Annotated in this window: 24 protein-coding genes; 17 read left to right on the top strand and 7 right to left on the bottom strand. The window is 72.9% G+C overall.

Annotated elements, in window-relative coordinates; translation table 11 throughout:
- Positions 1 to 31 precede the first annotated feature (31 nt).
- From BU204_RS39470 to BU204_RS28085, 9 genes are all read left to right on the top strand, one after another.
- Complete coding sequence (locus tag BU204_RS39470) at positions 32 to 289, top strand: hypothetical protein (RefSeq protein ID WP_143229803.1); 258 nt, start codon at positions 32 to 34, stop codon at positions 287 to 289.
- A 45-nt stretch (positions 290 to 334) separates the two neighbouring features.
- On the top strand, positions 335 to 922 hold the full coding sequence (locus BU204_RS28120; protein ID WP_075128785.1) for a TetR/AcrR family transcriptional regulator: 588 nt from the start codon (positions 335 to 337) through the stop codon (positions 920 to 922).
- Positions 923 to 972: 50 nt separating this feature from the next.
- On the top strand, positions 973 to 1,524 hold the full coding sequence (locus BU204_RS28115) for an RNA polymerase sigma factor (RefSeq protein WP_075128784.1): 552 nt from the start codon (positions 973 to 975) through the stop codon (positions 1,522 to 1,524).
- Entirely contained in the window at positions 1,521 to 2,327 is an 807-nt protein-coding gene (locus tag BU204_RS28110) for a hypothetical protein (protein ID WP_075128783.1), read from the top strand. The genes BU204_RS28115 and BU204_RS28110 overlap by 4 nt, the downstream gene beginning before the upstream one ends.
- A gap of 3 nt (positions 2,328 to 2,330) precedes the next feature.
- Positions 2,331 to 3,053, top strand: coding sequence for a serine/threonine-protein kinase (locus BU204_RS28105; RefSeq protein ID WP_075128782.1), 723 nt, complete (start codon positions 2,331 to 2,333; stop codon positions 3,051 to 3,053).
- Between the two features lie 128 nt (positions 3,054 to 3,181).
- Positions 3,182 to 4,615, top strand: a complete 1,434-nt coding sequence (purB, locus tag BU204_RS28100; RefSeq protein ID WP_075128781.1) for an adenylosuccinate lyase — start codon at positions 3,182 to 3,184, stop codon at positions 4,613 to 4,615.
- A gap of 19 nt (positions 4,616 to 4,634) precedes the next feature.
- The gene (locus BU204_RS28095; protein WP_075128780.1) at positions 4,635 to 5,474 is read left to right on the top strand and encodes an MOSC domain-containing protein; all 840 of its coding nucleotides are present in this window, start codon (positions 4,635 to 4,637) and stop codon (positions 5,472 to 5,474) included.
- A 37-nt stretch (positions 5,475 to 5,511) separates the two neighbouring features.
- Positions 5,512 to 6,324 carry an SAM hydrolase/SAM-dependent halogenase family protein gene (locus BU204_RS28090; protein ID WP_075128779.1) on the top strand — a complete coding sequence of 271 codons (813 nt, stop codon included), beginning with the start codon at positions 5,512 to 5,514 and terminating at the stop codon, positions 6,322 to 6,324.
- A 48-nt stretch (positions 6,325 to 6,372) separates the two neighbouring features.
- A complete protein-coding gene (locus BU204_RS28085) occupies positions 6,373 to 7,083 on the top strand; it encodes a DUF2334 domain-containing protein (protein ID WP_075128778.1) in 711 nt (236 codons plus the stop codon).
- Here BU204_RS28085 and BU204_RS28080 read toward each other — a convergent pair.
- Positions 7,055 to 7,696: an MBL fold metallo-hydrolase gene (locus BU204_RS28080; protein ID WP_075128830.1), complete on the bottom strand. Its 642-nt coding sequence runs from the start codon at positions 7,694 to 7,696 to the stop codon at positions 7,055 to 7,057. The two genes, BU204_RS28085 and BU204_RS28080, sit on opposite strands and share 29 nt — an antisense overlap.
- A gap of 74 nt (positions 7,697 to 7,770) precedes the next feature.
- On the opposite strand from BU204_RS28080, the gene BU204_RS28075 reads away from it, so the two are divergent.
- A complete protein-coding gene (locus BU204_RS28075; RefSeq protein WP_075128777.1) occupies positions 7,771 to 9,282 on the top strand; it encodes an aldehyde dehydrogenase family protein in 1,512 nt (503 codons plus the stop codon).
- A gap of 12 nt (positions 9,283 to 9,294) precedes the next feature.
- On the opposite strand, the gene BU204_RS28070 is transcribed toward BU204_RS28075, so the two are convergent.
- The 3 genes from BU204_RS28070 to BU204_RS28060 all read right to left on the bottom strand — a co-directional run bounded on the left by BU204_RS28070 (position 9,295) and on the right by BU204_RS28060 (position 12,916).
- Complete coding sequence (locus BU204_RS28070; protein WP_075128776.1) at positions 9,295 to 10,863, bottom strand: GMC family oxidoreductase; 1,569 nt, start codon at positions 10,861 to 10,863, stop codon at positions 9,295 to 9,297.
- Between the two features lie 22 nt (positions 10,864 to 10,885).
- Positions 10,886 to 11,899, bottom strand: coding sequence for an NAD-dependent epimerase/dehydratase family protein (locus tag BU204_RS28065; protein ID WP_075128775.1), 1,014 nt, complete (start codon positions 11,897 to 11,899; stop codon positions 10,886 to 10,888).
- A 72-nt stretch (positions 11,900 to 11,971) separates the two neighbouring features.
- Positions 11,972 to 12,916 carry an SMP-30/gluconolactonase/LRE family protein gene (locus BU204_RS28060; RefSeq protein ID WP_083661710.1) on the bottom strand — a complete coding sequence of 315 codons (945 nt, stop codon included), beginning with the start codon at positions 12,914 to 12,916 and terminating at the stop codon, positions 11,972 to 11,974.
- 197 nt (positions 12,917 to 13,113) lie between these two features.
- Between BU204_RS28060 and purS the strand changes: the two genes are divergently transcribed.
- From purS to purL, 3 genes are read left to right on the top strand one after another with little or no spacing between them, the layout of a single operon-like run.
- Positions 13,114 to 13,353: a phosphoribosylformylglycinamidine synthase subunit PurS gene (gene purS / locus BU204_RS28055; RefSeq protein WP_075128828.1), complete on the top strand. Its 240-nt coding sequence runs from the start codon at positions 13,114 to 13,116 to the stop codon at positions 13,351 to 13,353.
- Positions 13,350 to 14,018 carry a phosphoribosylformylglycinamidine synthase subunit PurQ gene (gene purQ / locus BU204_RS28050; protein WP_075128774.1) on the top strand — a complete coding sequence of 223 codons (669 nt, stop codon included), beginning with the start codon at positions 13,350 to 13,352 and terminating at the stop codon, positions 14,016 to 14,018. The genes purS and purQ overlap by 4 nt, the downstream gene beginning before the upstream one ends.
- Positions 14,015 to 16,297 carry a phosphoribosylformylglycinamidine synthase subunit PurL gene (gene purL, locus BU204_RS28045; protein ID WP_075128773.1) on the top strand — a complete coding sequence of 761 codons (2,283 nt, stop codon included), beginning with the start codon at positions 14,015 to 14,017 and terminating at the stop codon, positions 16,295 to 16,297. The genes purQ and purL overlap by 4 nt, the downstream gene beginning before the upstream one ends.
- Before the next feature lie 111 nt (positions 16,298 to 16,408).
- On the opposite strand, the gene BU204_RS28040 is transcribed toward purL, so the two are convergent.
- The 3 genes from BU204_RS28040 to BU204_RS28030 all read right to left on the bottom strand — a co-directional run bounded on the left by BU204_RS28040 (position 16,409) and on the right by BU204_RS28030 (position 19,789).
- On the bottom strand, positions 16,409 to 17,572 hold the full coding sequence (locus BU204_RS28040) for a pentapeptide repeat-containing protein (RefSeq protein WP_083661709.1): 1,164 nt from the start codon (positions 17,570 to 17,572) through the stop codon (positions 16,409 to 16,411).
- 13 nt (positions 17,573 to 17,585) lie between these two features.
- Positions 17,586 to 18,758 carry a hypothetical protein gene (locus tag BU204_RS28035; protein ID WP_075128772.1) on the bottom strand — a complete coding sequence of 391 codons (1,173 nt, stop codon included), beginning with the start codon at positions 18,756 to 18,758 and terminating at the stop codon, positions 17,586 to 17,588.
- Between the two features lie 152 nt (positions 18,759 to 18,910).
- Entirely contained in the window at positions 18,911 to 19,789 is an 879-nt protein-coding gene (locus BU204_RS28030) for a lysozyme (protein ID WP_075128771.1), read from the bottom strand.
- Between the two features lie 227 nt (positions 19,790 to 20,016).
- Here BU204_RS28030 and BU204_RS28025 point away from each other — a divergent pair, with 227 nt between their 5' ends.
- The 4 genes from BU204_RS28025 to BU204_RS39465 all read left to right on the top strand — a co-directional run.
- On the top strand, positions 20,017 to 22,044 hold the full coding sequence (locus BU204_RS28025; protein ID WP_233160691.1) for a putative bifunctional diguanylate cyclase/phosphodiesterase: 2,028 nt from the start codon (positions 20,017 to 20,019) through the stop codon (positions 22,042 to 22,044).
- 42 nt (positions 22,045 to 22,086) lie between these two features.
- Positions 22,087 to 22,713, top strand: a complete 627-nt coding sequence (locus tag BU204_RS28020) for a DUF3558 domain-containing protein (protein ID WP_075128770.1) — start codon at positions 22,087 to 22,089, stop codon at positions 22,711 to 22,713.
- A 142-nt stretch (positions 22,714 to 22,855) separates the two neighbouring features.
- Positions 22,856 to 23,239 (top strand): hypothetical protein, encoded by a 384-nt coding sequence (locus BU204_RS28015; RefSeq protein ID WP_143229802.1) that lies wholly within the window; start codon positions 22,856 to 22,858, stop codon positions 23,237 to 23,239.
- Between the two features lie 14 nt (positions 23,240 to 23,253).
- Positions 23,254 to 24,423: PPE domain-containing protein (locus BU204_RS39465; RefSeq protein ID WP_143229801.1), on the top strand; the 1,170-nt coding region annotated here is incomplete at its 3' end.

Genomic DNA, 24,423 nt, shown 5'->3' with positions numbered 1-24,423 from the left:
GGCCGCCGCAAAGCTCCAGCCCGAGGCCGCGGTGCCGCTGCCCTCGGGCTGCCCGCCCAACGCGTCGGGCGCCGCGTTCCACGTCCCGGGCGGCACGCTCTCAATCCTCCTGGTCCGGGCGACCGAGATTCAGATCCCGGTTGCCGCCGATCGCGGGCGGCAGGCCACCGCCACGACCAAGGACGGGTGGACGGTCGTGGTGCTCAGCGAACCCGCGGTGCCCGGGCAGGAGCCGCCCTACGCCGACGAGCTCGGCAGGCTGGCCGGCGCGGTCGCCGCCCGGAGCTGAGCCTGTGTTCTGCGGCCGAACCCTGAGCTGGCACGATCTGTCCGGATGACGGCCGCGAGCACACCCAAGGGCGAGCGCCGCCGGCAGGCACTGGTCGAGGCCGCCGCGGAGCTGCTGGTCGAACGCGGCTTCGACGCGGTCCGCCACCGAGCGGTCGCCGAACGTGCCGGGCTGCCGCTGTCGTCCACCACCTACTACTTCGGTTCGCTGGACGAGCTGGTCGCCGCCGCCGTGGAGCACCACGGTCGGGCGGAGCTGGTTCGCGGCAGCGCGCTGCTCGCCGCCCTGCCCACCCAGCCGCGCGGCGTGGACGCCGTCGTCGACCTCGTGCTCGACCAGCTGCTCGGTCCGCCGGCCGGGGAGCGCGACGCCGAGCTGGTACTGCTGCGCTACGAGCGGTTGGTCGCCACGTTCCGCCGCCCGTACCTGCGCCCGCTGATGCACGTCCTCGGTGCGGAGCTGCGCGGGCTGCTGCTCGAGGTGTTCACCCGTTCCGGGATGGAGTTCGACGCGCGCCGGGTCGAGCAGGTGATCGCGATCGTGGACGGCGCGGTGGTCAACGCGCTGATCGAGATCAACACCGACCCGCGCGGCGTGGCCCGTCGGATGTTGCACGAGTTCCTCGCGCCCTGATGCAACCCCGTCCGCGACGACGTCGTGGGTAAGGGTGCGAAGGGAGCCCCATGCGACAGACCGACGAGGACAGCTTTCGCCGGTTCGCCACCCGCTACGCCGCCTCGCTGCGCCGCTCGGCGTTCCTGTTCTGCGGCGACTGGCACCTGGCCGAGGACCTGATGCAGCAGAGCCTGATCAAGGTCTACCGGTCCTGGTCGCGGGTGCAGCACGACGAGAGCCTGGCCAACTACGGCCGCACCGTGCTGCTGCGTACCTGGCTGGACGAGAAGCGGCGGGCGTGGCGGCGCTCGGAGCACACCGAGGCCGCGGTGCCGGAGGTGGCCGACCCCCGGCACGACCCGGCCGAGGGCGTGCACCGGATGTGGGTGCGGGACGTCGTGCACCGCGGTCTGCTGCGCCTGCCGCCGCGCCAGCGCGCGGTGCTGGTGCTGCGGTACTTCGACGAGCTGTCGGTGGCCGAGACGGCGGCGGTGATGGGGTGCTCGGAGGGAACGGTGAAGAGCCAGACGGCCCGCGCGCTGGACACGCTGCGGGCCTCGGTCGCCCGGTTGTCCGCCGAGGAGGAGCTGGGGCCGACTGCGGGGAGGGTCGCGAGATGACCGAGCGGGACGTTCGTGAGGGCCTGCGGAGCGCGGTGGCGGACGAGCCACCGCTCGACTTCGACCCCGACGCGCTGGTCGCCACCGCGCGCCGGGAGGCTCGACGCCGGCGCGCGCTCGTGTCGGCGAGCCTGGCGACGGTCGCCGTCGCGGTCGCCGCGGTCGCGGTGCCGGTCGTGCTGGGCGTCTCCCGCGAGCAGGGCGACCTCACCCCGGGCAACCGCCCGGTGGCGAGCTCGCCCGTGCCCGGTGCCACCGAGCGGCCGTCCACGCCGCCCGCGTCCGAGGCGGCGCGGGAGTACACGGCCGAGCAACTCCGGCGGCGGGGCCGGCAGATGCAGGCCGAGCTGGAGGACGCGCTGCGTGAGGTCCTTCCCGGTGCCGTCGACGTGGTCATCCAGCCGTTCGGCGGCGAGGCGACGGGCCAGGTCGAGGACGGGCAGGACTACCTGACTACCTTCGCGGCCTACACCCTCGCCGGTGAGCGCTTCGCTCTCGGGGTGAACGCGTTCACCCCCGGCGCGACCGACGTGGAGCAGCTGTGCCCGACCAACGCGAAGCGCTGCGAGTGGCTCAACGAGTCGCGCACGGTGTTCACCGTCGACGAGGGCGTCGACCCGGCCGACCCCACCCTGCGGATCGTGACCGTGTACAGCCTCCGCCAGGACGGCTCGGCCGTGTCGGTCGTCGGCTACAACTACGACCCCACCGGCCGGGGCGCGACCCGCAGCACCGTCCTGCCGATGCCGGTCAGCGTGGAGCAGTTGGCGAAGCTCGCCGGCAACCCGGGCCTCGGGCTGTAGGCCGTGATCGAGGACCGGCTGCGCGAGCTCCGCCTGGAGGAGCCGCGGCTGGTGCTCGACCTGGACGACCTGGTCGCCCGGGCCGCCGCGGTCGACCGGCAGCGGCGCTCGGTGCTCGCCACCACGCTCGCCGTGCTGCTCACCGCGGCGGTGACGATGGTCGTCGGTGCCCTACGCGACGGGCCGCGGCTGCCGCCCGGCGACCGGAACGCGGCCGCCACATCCACACCCGTTCCGACCGGTTCGGCATCGACCAATTCACCATCGACCAATTCGCGATCGACCAGTTCGCTGCCGGCCACCGTGGCGCCCACGACCGCACCGGACGGCGAGGTGGGCGGCGGCCCACCGGCGGCGGACTGCGTGCGCCGGTCGGCCGGCCTCTGGTCGAAGGTCGTTTCCACCCACCTGCCGGGAGCCGATCTCAGGCCGCTGCCACGGGACCGGGACACCGACTGCCCGGTCTACCGGCTGCCCGGCGGCGACCTCCTCCTGCTCGCCGCCCTGCGCCCCGGTGCGCCGGTCGATGGGAAGCTGGTTGGCGACAAGGAGTGGGCGGACGGCGGGCGGCTGCGCATCTACCGGGCCACCGGCCGGCAGCTCGTGCGCTGGGGCGACGGCCGGGTCACCATCCAGGCCGCCGCCACTGGTGGCGTCGGGCTGAAGGCGCTGATCGCCATCGCCACCGACCCCGTGCTGCGATCCGAGGACAACGGGCCTGGTTAGGGCGCGTCCGCACAGCCCGCGGTCGCGGTCTTCGCGCCCAGCCCGCCGCTGGCGGCGTTGTTGGACAAGCCCTGGATCACGAAGCCCATCGACCGGGACTGTGCGGACGCGCCCTAGGCTCGGCAGATGTGACAGCCAAGCCCAGCATCCCGAACGTGCTCGCCGGTCGCTACGCCTCCGCGGAGCTCGCCACGCTCTGGTCGCCCGAGCACAAGATCGTCCTGGAGCGGCGGCTGTGGCTTGCGGTGCTGCGGGCCCAGGCGGCCCTCGGGGTCGGCGTCGACGAGCAGGTGCTGGCCGACTACGAACGGGTGGTCGACCGGGTGGACCTCGAGTCGATCGCGGCCCGGGAGCGGGTCACGTTGCACGACGTGAAGGCCAGGATCGAGGAGTTCAACGCGCTGGCCGGGCACGAGCAGGTGCACAAGGGCATGACCTCGCGCGACCTCACCGAGAACGTCGAGCAGCTACAGCTCCGCGACTCGCTGGTGCTCGTGCGGGACCGCGCCGTCGCCGTGCTCGCCCGGTTGGCCGCGCTGGCCGCGGAGCACGCGGACCTGGTGCTGGCCGGCCGCTCGCACAACGTCGCGGCGCAGGCCACGACGCTCGGCAAGCGCTTCGCCTCGGCCGCGGAGGAGCTGCTGGTCGCCTTCGCCAGGCTGGAGGGCCTGATCGAGCGGTACCCGCTGCGCGGCATCCAGGGCCCGGTCGGCACCGGCCAGGACATGCTCGACCTGTTCGCCGGCGACCCGTCCCGGTTGGACACCTTCCAGCAGCGGATCGCCGAGTACCTCGGCTTCACCACGGTGTTCGACTCGGTCGGCCAGGTGTACCCGCGCTCGCTGGACTACGACGTGGTCTCCACCCTCGTCCAGCTGGCCGCGGCGCCGTCCAGCCTGGCCACCACGATCAGGCTGATGGTGGGCCACGAGCTGGCGACCGAGGGCTTCCGCCCCGGCCAGGTCGGCTCGTCGGCGATGCCGCACAAGATGAACACCCGCTCCAGCGAGCGGGTCAACGGGTTCGCGGTGATCCTGCGCGGCTACGCCTCGATGGTCGCCGAGCTCGCGGGCGACCAGTGGAACGAGGGCGACGTGTCCTGCTCGGTCGTGCGCCGGGTCGCGTTGCCGGACGCGTTCTTCGCGCTCGACGGCCTGTTCGAGACGTTCCTGACCATCCTGGACTCCTTCGGCGCGTACCCGGCGGTGATCGCCCGCGAGCTCGACCGGTACCTGCCCTTCCTGGCCACGACGAAGGTGCTGATGGCCTCGGTGCAGACCGGCGTCGGCCGGGAGACCGCGCACGAGGCGATCAAGGAGCACGCGGTCGCGGTCGCGCTGGCCATGCGCGAGCAGGGGACCGAGCGCAACGACCTGCTCGACCGGCTGGCCGCGGACGAGCGCATCCCGCTGGACCGAGCCGCGCTCGAGGGCCTGCTGGCCGACCGGCTCTCGTTCACCGGGGTGGCCGGGGCGCAGGTCGCCGCGGTGGTGAAGCGGGTCGGCGAGGTGGTCAGCCGCTTCGGTGACGCGGCGGCCTATTCCCCCGCGGCCATCCTGTAGGGGCGGTTACCCTGCCGGTGTGGTCACCGTTTCCGAGCTGAGGTACTACCCGGTCAAGGGGTGCGCGGGGGTCGCCGCGCCGCGGCTCGACATCACGCCCGTCGGCCCGGCGCACGACCGCGAGTTCATGTTCGTCAGCGCCGCGGACGGCGTGTTCCGCAGCCAGCGCGGCACGCCCGCGCTCGCCACGATCCGCCCGTCGCTGGTGCACGACGGCACCAAGCTCGCCCTGTCGGCCGCCGGCACCGCCGAGCTCGTGCTGGACGTGCGGCCGGACGGACCGCGCCGGGAGATCAGCGTGCACGGCGTCTGGTTCGGCGAGGGTGTCGACCAGGGCGAGGACGCGGCCGGATGGGCGAGCGAGCTCGTCGGTGAGCCGCTGCGGCTCGTGCGCGTACCGCCCGACCACGAGCGGATGGTGGACGCCCACCACGGCCCCGTCACCTTCACCGACTCCACCGCGCTCCACCTGACCTCGCTGTCCTCGCTCGACGACCTCAACGCGCGGATCCTGGAGCGGGGCGGGAGCCCGGTGCCGATGGACCGGTTCCGGCCGAACATCGTGGTCGGCGGGCTGCCCGAGCCCTACGCCGAGGACGGCCTGCGTTGGTTCGAGGCCGGGGGCCTGCGGCTGCGCTGGGTGAAGCCGGACGTGCGCTGCAAGGTGACGATGGTCGACCAGGAGACAGGTGGGCGAGCCGGCCCGGAACCGCTGCGTACCCTGGCGACCTTCCGGCGGGAGCCGGAGGGCGGGGTGAGCTTCGGGGTGAAGCTCGCGGTCGAGGTCCCGGGGCAGCTCGCCGTCGGCGATGAGCTGGTAGCCGGCGGCGCCACCGGCACCGGCGATACCCTCGGCTGACGCGCCCGCCGACCGCCGCCAAGCGGGGAACGACCAGATGGCCTACGACTGGATCTCCTTCACCACCGACTACGGCACCGACGACGGCTTCGTCGCCGCCTGCGAGGGCGTGGTCGCCCGGATCGCCCCCGCCCTCCGGGTCCTGCACGTGAGCCACCGGGTGCCGGCCCAGGACGTCCGCCGGGGGGCGGCGATCCTCGCCCAGACCGTGTCCTACCTGCCCCCCGCCGTGCACCTCGCGGTCGTCGACCCGGGCGTCGGCACGAACCGGCGCGGGGTGGTCCTCGTCGCCGGGGACGGGCTGCTGGTGGGCCCGGACAACGGGCTGCTGGTCTCGGCGGCCGAGGCGCTCGGCGGGATCCGCGCCGCCCACCAGCTCACCGAACCCGCCTACCAGCTCCCACGGGTCTCGGCCACCTTCCACGGCCGGGACGTCTTCGCCCCCGCGGCGGCGCACCTCGCCACCGGTGTCGCGCCCGAGGAGCTCGGCCCCCCGGTCGAGGTGGGCACGCTGGTCCGCCTCCCCGAGCCGGAGACCATCGCCGAGCCGGGCAAGCTGACGACCGAGGTCCTCGCCGTCGACGCCTTCGGCAACGTCCAGCTCGCCGCCACCGGTGCCGACCTCGCCGCGGCCGGCGCCAACGCGGGCGTCGCGGCGCACGTGAACCTGGGCGGTCGGTCGGTCACCGCGGTCGTCGCGCGCACCTTCGGCGACACCGCGCCCGGCGCGCTGATCGTCTTCCTCGACTCCGCAGGTCAGGTCGCGCTCGCGGTGAACGGCGGCTCGGCGGCGAGCGCGTTCGGCGGCGCGCTCGGTGAACAGGCGGTGCTGTTGTTCGCCCGACCCTGACCGTCCGGCCACCTCGGCGTCGGGTCGAGGTCACCCGGGCATGGCGTCATGGGACACGTGCACGCACGCCTGCTCGTGTCGTTGTCCGGGATCAACGTCACAACGCTGGACCGGGGTGCCGAACTGAGCGAGGAACTCGCCGGTCGGGGCGTCCCGCTCTCCCTCCTGCTCGCGCCGAGGTACGCCGGCGCCCCCCAGCCCCCGTCGGTGCTCTCCTGGGTCCGTGAGCGCGTCGCCGCGGGCGACGCCCTGCTCCAGCACGGCTTCGACCCCGCGCCCGTGGCCGGCGGCCGGCGACGGGCCGAGTTCGCCGCGCTCCCGGCCCACGAGGCCGGTCTGCGGCTCATCGCCGCGGCTGCCGCCATGGAGGGCCTGGGGCTCGACACCCGCGGCTTCGTCCCGCCGCGCTGGCTCGCCTCACCGGGCACCCGGGCGGCGCTGCGGCGGCGGGGCTACGACCTGTGTGCCGACGTCGTCGGCGTGCGCGACCTGCGCACCGGCGACCTGCACCGGGGACGGGTCCAGGGCTTCGCCTTCGGTGAACGGACCGAGCCCTGGTGGTGCTTCGCCCTGGTGATGGGCACCGCGCGGACCGCCCGCCGGGGCGGGCTGGTGCGCCTCGCCGTGGACGCCGTGGACCTGGACCGCTCGGGGCCGCGCCAGGCGGTGCTGGACGCCGTGGACATCGCGTTGCAGCACGGCGCCCGCGCGACCACCTACCCCGACCTGCTCAGGGTTCGGTCGGCTCGAGCGGCGTGAGCGGCCGGAGCTCGGTGCCCTCCGGCGCCATCCGCTCGAACCAGCCGTAGGTCACCCGCAGGCCCTGCTCGTTGAGCAGGCCCTGGTGGATCGGCGTCGCGACCCTGGGCGCCACCGAGCGCATGAACTCCACGGCCTCGACGACCTTGAGCCACGGCGCCGCGGTCGGCAGGCCGAGCACGTCCACCGGTCGCTCCGGCACGACCAGCGAGTCCCCCGGATGGTAGAAGGCGCCCTCGTCGACCAGGTACCCCACGTTGGGGACGGTCGGGACGTCCGGGTGGATGACCGCGTGCTCGCCGCCGAGCACCGCGACCGAGGCGCCGCCGAGGGTCAGGGTGTCGCCGGCCAGGACCTGCCGCGCGGTCAACCCGAGCTTCTCGACCTCGGCGACCGAGCCGGGGTCGACGACCAGTGCGGCCGTCGGGTTCACGGCGACCAGTGCGGGCAACCGCTCGGGGTCGAGGTGGTCGAAGTGCTGGTGGGTGACCAGGATGGCGTCGAGGTCGCGGAGCTCCTCGAACCCGGTGGAGAGCGTGCCAGGGTCGAACAGCAGCCGCGCCGAGCCGGTGTCGACCAGCACGCAGGCATGCCCGTGGTGAACGATCCGCACGCCGGTCACAGTACTCGTCACGGTCGCTACCGACCGGTAGCGTGGGTGGCCGGAAGCCGACCAGGGAGGCCAGCATGACCACCGTCCAGGCCGAGTCCGCGACCACCGGTGAGCCCGTCCGCGAGACCTTCGACTCGCTCGACCCGGCCACCGACGAGGTGATCGGCACCTACCCGATCCACACCGCGGAGGACGTCGCCGCGGCCGTGGAACGGGCCCGGGTGGCCGCCGACTGGTGGGCCGGGCTCGGGTTCGCCGGCCGGGCGGAGCGGCTGAACCGCTGGAAGGGCGTGCTGACCCGGCGCGCGGCCCAGCTCGCCGAGCTGGTGCACGCCGAGACCGGCAAGCCGCACGGCGACGCGATGCTGGAGATCGTGCTCGCCATCGACCACACGGCCTGGGCGGCCAAGCACGCGCCCAAGGTGCTCGGCCCCAAGCGCCGGTCGGCCGGCATGCTGATGGCCAACCAGTCCGCGACCGTGGAGTGGCAGCCGCTCGGCGTGGTCGGCGTGATCGGCCCGTGGAACTACCCGGTGTTCACGCCGATGGGCTCGATCGTCTACGCCCTGGCCGCCGGGAACGCCGTGGTGTTCAAGCCCTCGGAGTACACCCCGGGCGTCGGCCGGTGGCTCGCCGACACCTTCGCCGACGTCGTGCCGGAGCACCCGGTGTTCCAGGTGGTCACCGGCTTCGGCGAGACCGGGGCGGCGCTGTGCCGGGCCGGGGTCGGCAAGCTCGCGTTCACCGGCTCACCCGGCACCGGCAAGAAGATCATGGCCGCGTGCGCGGAGACGCTCACGCCGGTGCTGATCGAGGCCGGCGGGAAGGACGCCCTGCTGGTGGACGCGGACGCGGACGTCGCGGCCGCCGCCGACGCGGCGGTCTGGGGCGGTATGTCCAACGCCGGCCAGACCTGCACCGGGGTCGAGCGCGTGTATGTGCACGAGAAGGTCTACGACGACTTCCTGTCCCGGGTCGTCGACCTCGCCGGCAAGGTCCGGGCCGGCTCGGACCCCGAGGCCCAGATCGGCCCGATCACCATGCCCGGCCAGCTCGAGATCATCCGGCGGCACATCGCCGACGCCCTGGCCAGGGGTGGGCGGGCACTGGTCGGCGGCGCGGACGCGGTGGGCGAGCGGTTCGTCCAGCCGACCGTGCTGGTCGACGTCCCGGAGGACTCGGCAGCCGTGCGCGAGGAGACGTTCGGGCCCACCCTCACCGTCGCGAAGGTCCGCGACATGGACGAGGCGGTCGACAAGGCCAACGCCACCCGCTACGGCCTCGGTGCGACCGTCTTCGCCAAGGCACGCGGGATGGAGCTGGCCCGGCGGCTGCGCTCGGGCATGACCGCGGTCAACGGCGTGATCAGCTTCGCCGGCATCCCGGCGCTGCCCTTCGGCGGCATCGGCGAGTCCGGGTTCGGCCGCATTCACGGCCCGGAGGGCCTCAAGGAGTTCGCCCGGCCCAAGGCCATCGCTCGCCAGCGCTTCCGCGCGCCGCTGAACCTGACCACGTTCGCCCGCACGGCCAAGACCGACGCCACCGTGGCCAAGGTGATCACCCTGTTGCACGGCAGGCGCCGCTGAGCCGCCGGACACTCAGGACGAGGTTCGGCCCCGGATCAGGTCCGCCGCCCGCTCGGCGACCATGATCGTCGGTGCGTTGGTGTTGCCCCGGGGCACCACCGGCATCACCGACGCGTCGACCACCCGGAGCCCTTCCGCGCCCCGGACCCGCAGCTCGGGGTCGACGACCGTGCCGATCGCGCAGGTGCCGACCGGGTGGTAGAGCGTCTGGGTGACCGCCCGCACGTGCTCGGCCAGGTCCTCGTCGGAGAGCGTGTGCGTCGTGGGCAGGTGCGGGCCGGCGAGCAGCCGGGCCAGCGGGGCCCGCGTGCCGATCTCGATCATGTGGCGCAGCGCCGCCACCATGACCTCCAGGTCGATCGGGTCGGCGTAGTAGGCCGGGTCGATCTCCGGGCGCCACCGCGGATCGGCCGAGCGCAGTCGCAGCCGGCCCCGGCTCAGCGGTGCCACCAGCGTGGCGCCGGCGGTGAACCCGGAGACCGAGGGCTCGCGCAGGCCGTTGTCGTAGAAGATCGACGGCGCGACGTGCACCTGCATGTCCGGCAGGTCGGTCCGCACCTGGTAGAAGGCCCCGGCCTCACCCACGTTGGAGGCCAGCGGCCCACGGCCGGTCAGCTTCCAGCGCAGCAGCGCGCCGGGCGTCGCGAGGTCCGCCAGGTCGGTGGTGTCCCTGGTCTGCCAGAGGATCGCCGCGGCCGGGTGGTCGTGCAGGTTCTCGCCGACCTCCGGGAGGTGCACCAGCACCTCCAGCCCCAGCTCACGCAGGTGTTCGGCCGGCCCGATGCCGGACAGCATGAGCAGCTGCGGCGAGTTCACCGCGCCCCCGGCCAGGAGGACCTCGCCCTCGGTGCGGGCGACCTCCGCCGTCCCGTGCCGGCGGTAGGCCACGCCGACCGCCCGGGTGCCCTCGAACAGCACCCGCTCGGCCAGGGCGTTCGTGCGCACGGTCAGGTTCGGCCGGTCCAGCGCCGGGCGCAGGTAGGCGTCCGCCGTGGACCAGCGCCGCCCGCCCCGGCAGGTCACCTGGTACAGCCCGGCGCCCTCCTGGGTGGCGCCGTTGAAGTCGTCGGTCGGCTTGAGGCCCCAGGCCACCGCCGCGTCCACCCAGGCCTGGGAGAGCTCGTGGGTGAAGCGGCGGTCCTCGACGTACAGCGGGCCGTCGGTGCCGTGCAGCGGCCCGCCCAGCCGCGTGTTGTGCTCGGAGCGGACGAAGTACGGCAGCACGTCGTCGTAGCCCCAGCCGGCGGCGCCGTGCTTGTCGCGCCAGCCGTCGTAGTCGGCCCGGTTGCCGCGGATGTAGATCATCGCGTTCATCGACGAGCAGCCGCCGAGCACCTTCGCCCGCGGCCAGTAGGCCCGTCGGCCGCCGAGCTGTTTCTGCTCGACCGTCTCGTAGTTCCAGTCGTGCCTGGTCTTGAACAGGCTGGAGAACGCCGCCGGGATGTGCATCTCGTCGGCGTCGTCCTCGCCGCCGGCCTCGAGCAGCAGAACCGAACGTGCCGGGTCCTCGGTCAACCGGTTGGCCAGCACGCATCCCGCGCTGCCCGCGCCCACAACGATGTAGTCGAAGGTCTCGCTCACCCGAGCAAGACTCCCACTCCGGTCAGAGCTTGGCGAGTACCTCCTGCTCCTCCTGTGGGCTCAGTCCCGCCCGGCGCGGCCGGTCCAGGCCGAGCTCCCGCTCCCGCTCCAGCGCGTCGGCCACCGCCTCGTCGAGTGGGCGCACCCGCAAGCCGGCCTCGAGGGCGGGCGTCGGGTCGTGGGCTCCCATGCCGAGGAACTCCGGCGGCAGCCACAGCGGCAGCGAGCGCGGACCGCCCCACGGCTCGACCTTCGCCTCGACCAACTGCTCCGCGGTGGCCGGCACCGGCTCCACGTCCACCCCGACCGCCTCCCGGATCCCGGCGACCAGGTCCGGGAGCGGCTGGGCCGGGCCGACGGCGTCGAAGGTGCCGGTGAGCCCCCGTTCCGCGGCGTCGAGGAGCCAGCGCGCGTAGTCCCGCACGTCGATGTACTGCATGGGGAGCTCGGGGGTGTCCGGCACGAGGACGCGGCCGCCGCGGGCGAACCGGGCCGGCCAGTAGCCGAACCGGTCGCTGCGGTCGCCCGCGCCGGTGATGAGGCCGGGCCGGGTGACCAGGGCGCGGTCGCCCATCGCCGCCCGCACGGCGTTCTCGCTGGCCACCTTGATCCCGCCGTAGAGCAGGACACCGTCCTCGCCGCCCCGGGCGGCCATCTGCTCGCGGTCGGAGTGCTCGGTCAGCGCCGGCACCAGCGGGCCGGTCTCCGGGGTCAGTCCGGGCGTGGCGTTGTCGGCGTACACGCTGATCGTCGACACGAACGACCAGTGCCCGACCCGCTCGCCCAGGGCCCGCAGCGCGCGTTCCACCCAGGGGTAGGACAGCGGCGACACGTCCACCACCGCGTCGAAGTCCTGTCCGGCGAGCGGGGCCAGCCCGTCCTCGGCGTTCCGGTCGACCCGCACCAGGGTCGCGCCCGCCGGCACCGAGCCGGACTCCCCACGCGCCGCGCAGACGACCTCGTGCCCGCGCCGTACCCCCTCCGCCGCCACCGCGTGTCCGACGAAGATCGTTCCACCGAGAACCAGGAGTCTCATGGCGACACCCTCGCCTGGAGGTCACCGCACCGCCAGCGATCTCGCGCTCGGCGAACGCCGTGCCCGGGTGCCCTAAACCCGGCGCAGCACGAAGTCGGTCGCGGTGCCGCCGCTGAACAGCACGTCCAGGTGGCCGTCCAGGACGTAGTCGCCGTGCGGGGTGACCGCGACCGTGGTCGGGGCGGGGTCCGGCCAGGGCGTGGCCCGCAGCGGCAGGGCTACCCGCCCGCCGGCGACCACCGCCAGCTCGTGCACCTCGACCGTGCTGCCGGGCAGCCCGAGGATCGTGTTGGTGACCACGACCAGCGTGCCGTCCCGGCGCAGGCCGATGCCGTCCGCGCCGACCAGCGGTTCCGGCATCCACACCTCGCTCACCCGCCCACCGGCCAGCCGGTAGAGCCGGCCCGTCGTGTGGTTGACGACCAGCAGGTACCCGTCCGGATGCCAGGCGATGCCGTTGGCGCCGGGCGCCGGTCCCAGCCTTGGGTCGCTCGCGACCGTGGTCACCTGTCCCGCCAGGTCCACCCGGTACACCGCGCCCGCGCTCGGATCGGTGACGTAGGCGTTGCCCCGGTCGTCCAGCGCGACGTCGTTGGGTGCGTGGTTCTCTCCGCCGAGGTCGACGAGCCGCTCCCGCTCTCCGGTGGCCAGGTCGTAGATCCCGAGCCCGGTCGGCGCCGGAAAACCGGGAACGCCGTATACGGCCACGATCCGCCCGCGGCGCGCGTCCACCTTGAGGCCGAGGAAGGCCGGCACCCCGGGGTCGGTGACGACGGTACGAGCCACACCGTCCCGGCCGACCGCGGAGATGACGGGTGGCATGGTCACCGAGCCGACCAGCAGCGCCTGCCGGGTCGGATCCCAGGCCACCCCCTCGGGGAACTGGTTGACGGCCGCCGGCGTCAACACCGGCGGCAGGTGGCCGTGGGTCGCCTGGGCCACTCCGGTCGCGGCCGGCGCGGCGGCCGCCATGGTGGCCGCCAGCACGGCGGCGGAAACGCGGGTACGGGTTCGCATCTGCCTGATCCCCCTCAGTCAGGTCGGGTTCGCTGTACGGATCATCCCGAATCCGCGGTCGCGCCGGGTGCGGAACGGAAGAACCGCCGCCACTCGGTCGTGTGCGAGTTCACCGGCCCGACCAGGGCACCCTTCGCCGTGCGGCGGGTAGTGTGCTGGGCGAAACCCACCTCTCCTCGACCCAGGAGCAGCCTGTCGTGGCCCGAGTCGTCGTCGATGTCATGCCCAAGCCCGAGATCCTCGACCCGCAGGGACAGGCGGTCGCCAACGCGCTGCCCCGGCTGGGCTTCGCCGGCGTCTCCGACGTCCGGCAGGGCAAGCACTTCGAGCTGGAGGTGGACGACTCGGTCGACGACCGGACGCTCGAGCGGATCGCCGAGGGCTTCCTGTCCAACCCGGTCGTCGAGGACTTCGTCGTGCGGCGGGTGGAGTCGTGAAGGTCGGTGTCATCACCTTCCCGGGCACCCTCGACGACGTCGACGCCGCCCGTGCGGTCCGCCTCGCCGGTGCCGAGCCGGTGGCTCTCTGGCACGGCGACGCCGACCTGCGCGGGGTGGAGGCCGTCGTCGTGCCCGGCGGGTTCTCCTACGGCGACTACCTGCGGGCCGGTGCCATCGCCCGGTTCGCCCCGGTGATGGGCGAGGTGGTGGCCGCCGCCCGGCGCGGGATGCCGGTTCTGGGCATCTGCAACGGCTTCCAGGTCCTGTGCGAGGCCGGCCTGCTGCCCGGCGCGCTGCTGCGCAACGCCGGGCTGCACTTCGTCTGTCGCGACCAGACCCTGCGGGTGGAGCGCACCTCGACCGCGTGGACCGGGAGCTACGAGCAGGGAGTGGAGATCGTCATCCCGGTGAAGAACATGGACGGGCGCTTCACCGCCTCGAAGTCCACAGTGGACGAGTTGGAGGGCGAGGGTCGAGTGGTCTTCCGCTACGTCGGTGGGAACCCGAACGGCTCCGTCGGCGACATCGCCGGGATCTGCTCCACCGACGGCCGGGTCGTCGGCCTGATGCCGCATCCCGAGCACGCCGTCGACGCGCTCACCGGGCCGAGCGCCGACGGCCTTGGCATCTTCCGCTCGGTGCTGGGGTCGGTGCCAGCATGACCGCCACCCACACGCCGGGTGCCGTCCACGTGGACACGGTCGACCACGCGGTAAGCACCCCCGAGGTCAACCAGCCCTACCGGGAGCTGGGGCTCAAGGACGACGAGTACGCCCGGATCCGCGAGATCCTGGGTCGCCGGCCGACCGACGCCGAGCTCGCCATGTACTCGGTCATGTGGAGCGAGCACTGCTCCTACAAGTCCTCGAAGGTTCACCTGGCCTACTTCGGGACCACCACGACCGAGGAGATGCGGGCCGGGATGCTGGCCGGCATCGGCGAGAACGCCGGGGTGGTGGACATCGGCGACGGCTGGGCCGTCACGTTCAAGGTCGAGTCGCACAACCACCCCTCCTACGTCGAGCCGTACCAGGGCGCGGCGACCGGCGTCGGCGGCATCGTGCGCGACATCCTGGCGATGGGCGCTCGGCCGCTCGCGGTCATGGACCCGCTGCGGTTCGGCGCCGCGGACGCCCCGGACACCCGCCGGGTGCTGCCCGGCGTCGTCGCCGGCGTCGGCGGCTACGGCAACTGCCTCGGCCTGCCCAACATCGGCGGCGAGGTCGTGTTCGACCCGTCCTACCAGGGCAACCCGCTGGTCAACGCGCTCTGCGTCGGTGCGATGCGGGTCGAGGACCTACACCTCGCCCACGCCTCGGGCACCGGCAACAAGGTGATCCTGTTCGGCGCCCGGACCGGGCTGGACGGCATCGGCGGCGTCTCGGTGCTCGCCTCGGACACCTTCGCCGGGGACGAGGGCGGCACCGGCCGCAAGAAGCTGCCGAGCGTGCAGGTCGGTGACCCCTTCATGGAGAAGGTGCTCATCGAGTGCTGCCTCGAGCTGTTCGGCGCCGGCCTGGTGGTCGGCATCCAGGACCTCGGCGGCGCCGGTCTGTCCTGTGCGACCAGCGAGCTGGCCTCCGCCGGAGACGGCGGCATGCTGGTGAACCTGGACCGGGTGCCGCTGCGGGCGACCGGGATGACCCCGGCCGAGATCCTGTCCTCGGAGTCGCAGGAACGCATGTGCGCGGTCGTCCGTCCGTCCGATGTGGACGCCTTTATGCGCGTCTGCGCCAAGTGGGACGTGATCGCCACCGAGATCGGCGAGGTCACCGACGGCGACCGCCTGGTGATCACCTGGCACGGCCAGACCGTCGTGGACGTGCCGCCGCGCACCGTCGCCCACGAGGGCCCGGTGTACCAGCGCCCGGTCCAGCGCCCGGCCGACCAGGACGCCCTGGTCGCCGCCGGCCCCGAGCAGCTGCCGCGGCCCTCGGGCCCGGACGAGCTGCGCGCGGAGATCCTGCGGATGGCCGCCTCGCCCAACCTGGCGTCGCGGCGGTGGGTCACCGAGCAGTACGACCGCTACGTGCGCGGCGGGACGGTGCTGGCCCAGCCCTCGGACGCCGGCATGATCCGGGTCGACGAGGCCACCGGGCGGGGCGTGGCGATCTCCTGCGACTGCAACGGTCGCTTCGTGCGCCTGGACCCCTACGCCGGGACGCAGCTGGCGCTGGCCGAGGCCTACCGGAACGTGGCGGTCTCCGGTGCCCGCCCGGTCGCGGTGACCAACTGCCTGAACTTCGGCTCCCCGGAGGACCCGGGGGTGATGTGGCAGTTCGAGCAGGCCGTCCGCGGTCTGGCCGACGGCTGTGCCGAGCTCGGCATCCCGGTCACCGGCGGCAACGTCAGCTTCTACAACCAGACCGGCGCCACCGCGATCCTGCCCACCCCCGTGGTGGGGGTGCTCGGCGTCATCGACGACGTGGCCGCCAGGATCCCGACCGGCCTCGGCGCCCCCGGGGACGTCCTGGTGCTGCTCGGCGCCACCGAGCCCGAGCTCGGCGGCTCGGAGTGGGCCCACGTGGCACACGGCCACCTCGGCGGCCGTCCGCCCGCGGTCGACCTGCGCCGCGAACGGCGGCTCGCCGAGGTCCTGCGCGGCGGCGGTGTCGCGGCCGCGCACGACCTGTCCGACGGCGGGCTGGCCCAGACCCTGGTCGAGGCGTGCCTGCTGTCCGGCACCGGCTGCCGGGTCACCCTGCCGGGTGACGACCCGTTCGTCGCCCTGTTCAGCGAGTCGAGCGCCCGTGTCCTGGTCGCCGTACCCCCCGCCGAGCTGGACGGGTTCACCGCCCGCTGCACCGAGGCCGACGTCCCCTGGCGCCGCCTCGGCACCGTGGGGGCGACCGACGTGCTGGAGATCGAGGGCATCCCCGCCCTGCCCCTGCCCGAGCTGCGCACGGCCTGGGAGGGCACGCTCCCCGCCCTGTTCGGTTGATCTTCGACGAGCACGCCGAAGCCTACGACCGGCACACGGCGCGGAGCTGTTCGCCGTGCTCGACACCCAGCCGGTGTTTCTGTTCGTGCGTGCCGTGCGGGAGTAGTGAGGTCAGGCCCGGACCAGGCCCAGGTCTCCCTCGCGGCTGCCGTCCAGGTGCCAGCCGGGGGGCAGGTGGTGCTCGTGGGACAGCGACACCCGCATCGCGTACGTGCGGCCGGTGAGGGTGGCGCCGGCGACGCGGAGGTCGAGGTCGGCGGCGAAGCGGGTGTGGGAGAAGTCGACGTTGTTGGCGAACCGGGCGTCGCGGAACAGGACCGGGCCCGACCAGCTGGAGTTGGCGAACTTGGTGTTGCCGCGGAACTCGGTGTTGCTGAAGTCGACCCGCTCGTGCGCGGTGAAACGGCTGAACCAGCACTCCCGCTCGAACACCGCGTTGTGCACCCCCAGCCGGCCCCAGCTGCGGCTGCCGGTGAACCAGGCCGGACCCCGCACGACACACCCGCGCAGCGTGTTCGCCTCGTAGAGGTTGAGCTCGCGCGCCCGCAGTTGGCCGAGCACCCGGTTGGCGATGTCGAAGTACTCCAGCGTCGCCCCGTGCAGGTCGAGGTTGTAGGCCGGTGCGTCCGGGGTGCCGACCTCGGGCAGCAGGTCGGCGATCAGGCGCTGAGCGGTCAGCCGCACCTGCAGCCAGCGGTCGGCGTCCCGCTCGTCGCCCTCGAACCGGGCCGGGACCCCTCGGATCGCCGCGTAGCGCGGGTGGTCGAACGGGCGGCGCAGGTACGAGCAGATGACGTCGAGCACGTCCTGGGTGTAGGACGGCCGGCTGCGGGCGAGACCGGCCAGTGCGTGCAGCGCGCCCACCCGCACCTGGTCGGCCTCGTGGCCCAGCAGCTCGACAGCCCGAAGGAACCGTTCGTCCGCGGCTCGCTCCCGGTCGTGCTCGGCCCGGTCGCTCTCCAGCCGCTGGCGGCTCTGCTCGAGCTCCTGGCGTTCCTCGTCGACCCGGCGGCGGCGGTCGTTGAGCCACAGCGCGTACAGCGCCACGACCGACCCCGCCGCCAGCCCGCCCGTCTTGATCGCATCGCCGCGGTCCGGGTTCTCCCCGGTCAGCAGCCAGCCGGTGACCAGGGCGAGCGCCCCGCCGGCCAGCAGCACGGTGCCGACGAGGCGCAGGTTCTCCATCCCCCTGGCGCGCAGGTTCCACACCGCGAACACGCACACGCCGCCGAGGATGGACACGAGCCCGACGACGACGAACAGCAGGCTGGTCATCGCCGGGTCCCGATCAGAACGCGTAGAAGGTGTAGATGCACCACCCGTTTTCCTCGTAGAACGCGCTGGTGCGCGCGGCGGAGGTCGGTGCGCCGTCCAGCGTGCCCTTGAGGTCCGCCCCCACGTACTCGTCCTGCGCCTGCAGGCCGGCCGGGTCGATCTGGAGCTGGGCCTTCGCGCTGATCGCGTCGGTGACGTCGCCCTGGCTGTCGCTGTCGCCGCAGAGCACGCCGGTCGCCTTCGCGGTGTCCCCGGCGTTGATCGCGCTCAGGAAGCTCTCGACGAACGCCTGCCCCTCGCTGGCACCCGGCTCGCCGCCGCCACCACCACCACCACCACCGCCGCCCTCGCTCGGCGGCGGAGCGTTCTCACTCGAGGTCGGGACGTCCGCGCTCGGGTCCGTGCTGCCGGCCCCGAGGTCGATGTCCTTCCAGCACCAGTCCCCGCCGTCCTTGGTCACCAGCACCTCGAAGGCGCCGGTGTCGCCGTCGACGGTGATGTCGACGGTCGCCTTGACCTCGCTGTCCGACACCTCCTCGCTGTCCTTGAGCTTGGCGCCGGAGATCTGGTCGATGTCCTCGATGGCCTGGTTGACGTTGTCCTCGGCGTTGTCGCAGGCCATCTCCTTGAGCCGGTCGGCGTCCTTGCCGTCGGTCGCGGCGACGAGCTGGGCGAGGAACTGGTCCGCGCCGCCACCCGCGGGTGCGGAGGTCTGCGAGGAGCCGCCGCCGCCCGCGTTGTTCTTGTCGTCGGAGAGGAAGAAGCCGGGCGCCACGAAGCCGGTGATCCCGACGCCGGCCAGCACCAGCACCACGACCGACACGATCGCGACGATCATGCCGGTCTTCTTCTTCTGCGGCGGTGGCGTGCCGTAGCCGCCGTACTGCTGGCCGCCGGGGAAGCCGCCGTACTGGGTGCTCTGGTCGTAGCCGGGGTACTGCGCGGTCGGCTGCTGCTGGTAGGCCCCGTAGGGCTGACCGGCGCCGTACTGCTGCTGCTCGCCACCGTACTGCTGTCCGCCGTACTGCCCGCCGTACTGCTGCTGCTGTCCGCCGTACTGCTGACCGCCGCCGTACTGCTGACCGTAGGGGTCCTGCCCGCCGTACTGACCCGGTTGCTGACCGGGCTGCTGCCCCTGCCCGTACGGATCCGGCCCGCCCTGCGGCGGCTGTGGTGGGTACGTCATGCGCGCTTTCCTCCCCGGGATCACTTCTGCCCGGACGTCCGACGTGAACGCGGGGGTGTCCGTTCCCTGCTCACGCGGAGCTTAAATGCCGGAAGAGGGCCCTCGCGCCCGGGTTGGCGCGAGCGGCCCTCTTCCCGCTGGGAGGTACGTGCTCAGTCGGCGTTGCGCGCGAACACCACGAGCCGGTCGTAGCTGCCGTTGAACGAGTTCTGGTCGATCGGCGTGGAGCTGTACTGCCAGACCGTGTAGACGCTCCACCCGACGGGCAGCGCGCCAGGCGCCGAGGCGTAGCGGGCGACCCAGAGCGGGTTGGTGCTGCCGAAGCTCGCGCCCACGCACTGGTTCCACCAGCTGGTCGAGGTGTAGATCGCCGGGTACTTGTCCCAGCGGGCCTTGTAGGTGTCGCTGAAGTCCCTGATCCAGTTGGTCATGGCCGCCTTGGACAGCCCGTAGCAGGTCGCGCCGTAGGGGTTGTACTCCATGTCCAGCGCCCCGGGCAGCGTCCTGCCGTCACCCGACCAGCCACCGCCGTTGTTGGAGAAGTAGTTCGCCTGCGCGGCGCCGCTCGAGCGGTCGGGCAGCGCGAAGTGGTACGCGCCCCGGATGAAGCCCTGGTTGTAGGAGCCGTTGTACTGCTGGGCGAAGTACGGGTTCTCGTACCCGGTGCCCTCGGTCGCCTTGGCCCAGACGAAGCGCTTGCCCGCGTTCCACTGCGCCGGCCAGTCGACGTTGCCCTGCCAGCCGCTGACGTCGATGCCCTCGACCGAGGCCAGCACGCCGTGGTCGCGGGGGTCGACGCTGCGCGGCATCTGGGCGGTTCCCTCGTGCTTGCGGATCTGCGAGCCCATGGGGTGGTCGTACTTCGCCACCAGCGCGTCGATGGCCGCCTGGTCGCCGGCAGGGGTGGCGTCCTGGTCGGCCAGCGCCGGGCTGGCGAGTGCTACGGCGGTGGTCATCGCGGTTACCACCACGATCATCGCGGTCGCCGCGGCGATTGGTCCGCGGCGTTTGCCGCGGAGAATGCGGTTCATGTGATCGCCTTTCCATTGCCCTCGCGGTGACAGCTTCGGGGAGCCCGGAGTTGCCAAGGTACCGATTGTGGGCGCGTTCTACCGTTTTGTCACCCTTCCCGGTTAATTAGTAACAACAAGTTGGACAACCCCTCGCCTGCCTGCTGGGATAACGGCCAGAATGTGGACATGGACGGACCGTGAAGGTGGGCTTATCCTCGGAGAACTCGAAGCCGAAAGGTGTGCCCGTGGCAGGCGCGACAGGGTCTCGCCGCGATGTGCTCGCGGTGTCGTGGGCCCACGCGCTCGGAAGCGGAGTCGCACCGACGGAGGTGGCGGCATTCCGCGAGCGTGCCGGTGAATTCCTTGACGTCGTGCTGACCGCCGCGACCGCGGAGCCGTTTTCGATCATTCCCGTCGAGCGGGGCGCCGCGGAGCTCGTCGACGCCGGTCTCGGCACGCCCGACGTGCTCGCCGCCACGATCCGGTTCCTCGCCGACGCGCTGCCCGGGTCGCCCCGGCTGGCCGACGTGCAGGCCGCGCTCGCCCGCGGGTTCGTCCGGGCCGTCCAGGGGGATGAGCAGGGCGGCGACGCGGTCGAGTCGGACCGGCGGAGCGAGGCGCGGTTCAACGCCGTGTTCTCGGCAGCCGCGATCGGCATCGGCATCACCGACACCTCCGGCCGCCTGGTCGAGGTCAACGCCGCCTTCGCGGCCATGCTCGGCCTCGCACCGGACCGGGTGCGCGGCCGCAACGTGGCCGAGTTCCTGCACGAGGACGACCCGCCGGAGCTGCGCCGCTACTTCAACGAGATGGTGGCCGGCCGGCGCGACCACTACCGGATCGAGCGGCGGTTCCGCCGGCGGGACGGCTCGGCGTTGTGGGCGAGCGTCACCGTCTCGCTCGTGCGCGACGAGGGCGGCGAACCGCAGCTGCTGGTCGGCATGGTCGAGGACAACACCGAGCGGCACGTGCTGTCCGAGCGCCTGCGCCACCAGGCCAACCACGACCCGCTGACCCGGTTGGGCAACCGGGCACTGTTCACCGAACGACTGGAGGCGGCGTTCGGGCGGACGGCCCAGCGGATCGGGCTGTGCTACGTCGACCTCGACGGCTTCAAGGCCATCAACGACACGCTCGGCCACGTGATCGGCGACCAGCTGCTGATCGAGATCGCCGACCGGCTCTACGGTCTGGTCACCGCGCCCAACCGGCTGCTGGCCCGGGTCGGCGGCGACGAGTTCGCCCTGCTCGTCGAGCAGACCGACGGGGTGTCGGAGCTGGTCGCGCTCGCCGAGCGGGTGCTCGCGGCGGTGGCGGAGCCGGTCCGGGTCGGCGGGCACCGGCTCGCCGTCTCGGCCAGTGTCGGCATCGTCGAGCGCGCCGTGTCGACGTCCACCCCGGCGGACACCATGCGCGACGCGGACGTGACCCTGCACTGGGCGAAGGCCGACGGGAAGAACCGCTGGGCCTGTTACGACGCGGAGCGCAACGCTCGGGAGGTCGCCAGGATCGCGCTCTCCGCGGCGATGCCGGCCGCGCTCGAGCGCGACGAGTTCTATGTGGAGTACCAGCCCATCGTGCGACTACCCGAGGGCACGCTGACCGGGGTCGAGGCTCTGGTGCGGTGGGCCCACCCGGAGTTCGGCCGCCTCGGCCCGGACCGGTTCATCGGGCTCGCCGAGGAGACCGGCCTGATCGTCCAGCTCGGACGGTCCGTCCTGGCCAAGGCGTGTGCCCAGGCCGCGGAGTGGGCCGCGCTCGGTGGGGTCGCGCCGGTGGTCAGCGTGAACCTGGCCGCGCGCCAGGTCGAGGAGCCGGGCCTGGTCGAGGACATCGCCCGGATCCTGCGCGAGGCGGGCCTGCCGCCGACGAGCCTGCAGCTGGAACTCACCGAGAGTGCGATCATGGGCACGACCGGTGAACCGCTCGACGCGCTACGCGAGCTCGTCGACCTCGGCGTGTGCGTGGCGATCGACGACTTCGGCACGGGCTACTCGAACCTCGCCTACCTCCGACACCTGCCCGTGCACGCCCTGAAGATCGCGGGGTCCTTCGTGGTGGGGCTGCGGGCCGACGAGCCGGACTCGGTCGACGCCCAGATCGTGCGTGCCCTCGTCTCGCTGGCCCACACGCTCGGGCTCGGTGTCATCGCCGAGGGAGTGGAGACCCGCGACCAGGCGGAGCGCCTGAGCGACATCGGCTGCGACAGCGCGCAGGGCTGGCTCTACGCCAAGCCGGGCCCGCCGGAGGAGATCGTGCGGTGGCTGGTCTGAGCGCTGCCCGGCAACGTGCCCCGGCGGCTAGGGTGGGCGGGCATGGGGATCCACAAGCTGCGGCGGGCGCTGGCCGGCGCCTGTCTGCTCGTGCTCGTGGGGTGCTCGAGTCCCGCTCCTGGCTTTCCGGTCGCGGCTGAGACGTCCGTCACATCCGAGGTGAGCACCTCGTCCCCGGCCCCCTCGACCGGCGCACCGTCCACAACGCGACCGTCGGTCCAGCGGCCCGCCCCGATCAACCTCTCCCAGGTGGACATCTGCCAGGTGGTCGCCGCGCTACCCCGCCGGAAGTTCGGGCTCGACGACGACCGGCCGCCGTTGGGCGGACGGTCCCTGTTGTTCCCCGGCTCGCTCGACTGCTCGGCCAGCGGGATCGACACCAACGCCTCGATGCTGGCCGTCGCGGTCACCAACCGGGACGCGCCGTCCTATGTCGACTCCGCCAACGTCACGGCGAAGACCGACGGGGTGGCCGCCGGCTACCCGATGACCGTGCTCACCCCGCGCAACCCGGACACGTGCATCGCCGTGGTGGACGTCCACGACGGCCAGATGCTGTATGTCTCCTACGGCACGCCGAAGAGCGGGACCCGCCCCGTCCAGCCGCAGCCACAGTTGTGCGGCACGGTCGCCGAGATCGCGACAGCGGCCGTCGGCCTGATGCGCTGACCGGGTAGGACCGACCCGGAAGGAACCGGACCGGGAGTGTGGGACGTCTCAGGCGTAGAAACGGTTGCTTCTGGGAACCACTCCCCGGCAGCGCGCATCGGAGATACAGTCGTCCGCGTTACACCAACGGAGGAGACGAGCCGTGTTCGTTACAGACGGTGGCGGGGGTGCCGCCCCTGCCGTCCCAGCCGGACCGACCTATACCGGGACGCAGCGGTTGCGCATCGAGCCGTCCGCCATACCGCAGGCTCTGGCCGCGTTCCGGGACGCTCACGACCGGGTCAACGCGAAGGTGCGGGAGCTGGCCGGCCTCCCCGTCGAGGAGTGGGCGGGCGATCCGGTCAGCGGTGAGACCGCGACCACGTTCGGCGAGCGCACCAACGGCGGCGGCGCCGATTCGGCGTACCAGTGCCTGGTGGGGTACCAGGAGCAGTTGGCCAACGCGATCGAGTCGCTCGAGCTCTCCCAGCAGCAGTATCTGGCGACGGAGGGGACCAACACCGCCCGCTGGGGTAAGTACAACTAGAGGGATTGATCTCCATGGGTTACCGATGGCGGGGCTTCGAGCACCCTGAGCTCTACAAGATGATCAACAGCGGCCCTGGTGCGGCCGCCTCCGAACCGCAGACGGCGTACTGGCAGAGCCTCACCGCGGAGCTCACCCAGATCGACGCCGACCTCAACAAGCGCCTCTCCGAGACCGGCGCCACCTGGGAGGGCGAGGCCGCCGACCGGGCGCGTACCGGCCTGACCCCGCTCGCCGAGTGGGCGGCCGACGCCGAGTCGGCGAGCAGCGTCATGCGCACCTCCAGCGAGCTGCAGGCCGACTACGTCTCCGACGCGCGGGCCAGGATGCCCGAACCAGTGCCGGTGACCACGCCCGCTCCCTCGGCCTGGGCGGTCGCCACCGCCGGCGCCGCGGCACTGACCGGCAACGCGGGTCCGGCCGTCGCCGTCGCCGCACAGGCCGCGGACCACGAGGCGCAGGAGGCCGCGCAGAACGAGGCCGAGCAGCGCGCCGTGCAGACCATGCAGACCTACGAGTCGAGCAGCACCTGGAATCGGGACACGCTCGGCACGTTCGTGGCACCGCCCGACGTCGTGGTCTCCGCGCCGCCGCCCCAGGGCGGCACCCTGTCCTACGTGCCCAGCGGTGGCGCCGAGGCGGACACGGCCGCCTCGGGCAGCCAGCAGGGGACCACCGCGAACGGCTTCGCCCCGTCGAACGGTGGCAAGGTCAGCACCTCACCGCCGCCCGCGCACGCCCCGCAGGTCCCCACCGGCAGCGTCGGTGGCGCCGGTGGCGGTGGCGGTGGTGGCGGTGGAGGCGGCGGCGGTGGCACGGTCGTGCCCACGGTCGGTGGCGGTGGCACGGTCGGGCCCTCGCAGAACACGACGCCGTCCAACTCGTTCCCGCCGGGCAAGCCGCCGACGATCGGCAACCCGAACCCGGGCAACCCCCCGTACAACGGCCCCGGCAACCCGCCGTTCAACGGCCCGGGGAACCCGCCCTACAACGGGCCGGGCAACCCGCCGTTCAACCAGAACCTCAACCTGTTGTCGCCGTACAACCCGACGGGCAACCCGCTCGTCCAGCCGCACGTTCCCGGCAACGCCGGCGACGTCGCCCGCGGCGCCCAGCCGCTGCGCGGCGGGCTGCCGGGCGGCGGGCTCGGCCCCGGCGGCCTCGGCGCACCCGACCCGGAAGGC

Source organism: Actinophytocola xanthii (assembly GCF_001921205.1).
Classification (GTDB): Bacteria; Actinomycetota; Actinomycetes; order Mycobacteriales; family Pseudonocardiaceae; genus Actinophytocola; species Actinophytocola xanthii.
Note: the sequence above shows the minus strand (reverse complement) of the source record. Positions and strands in the feature narration are given on the sequence as shown.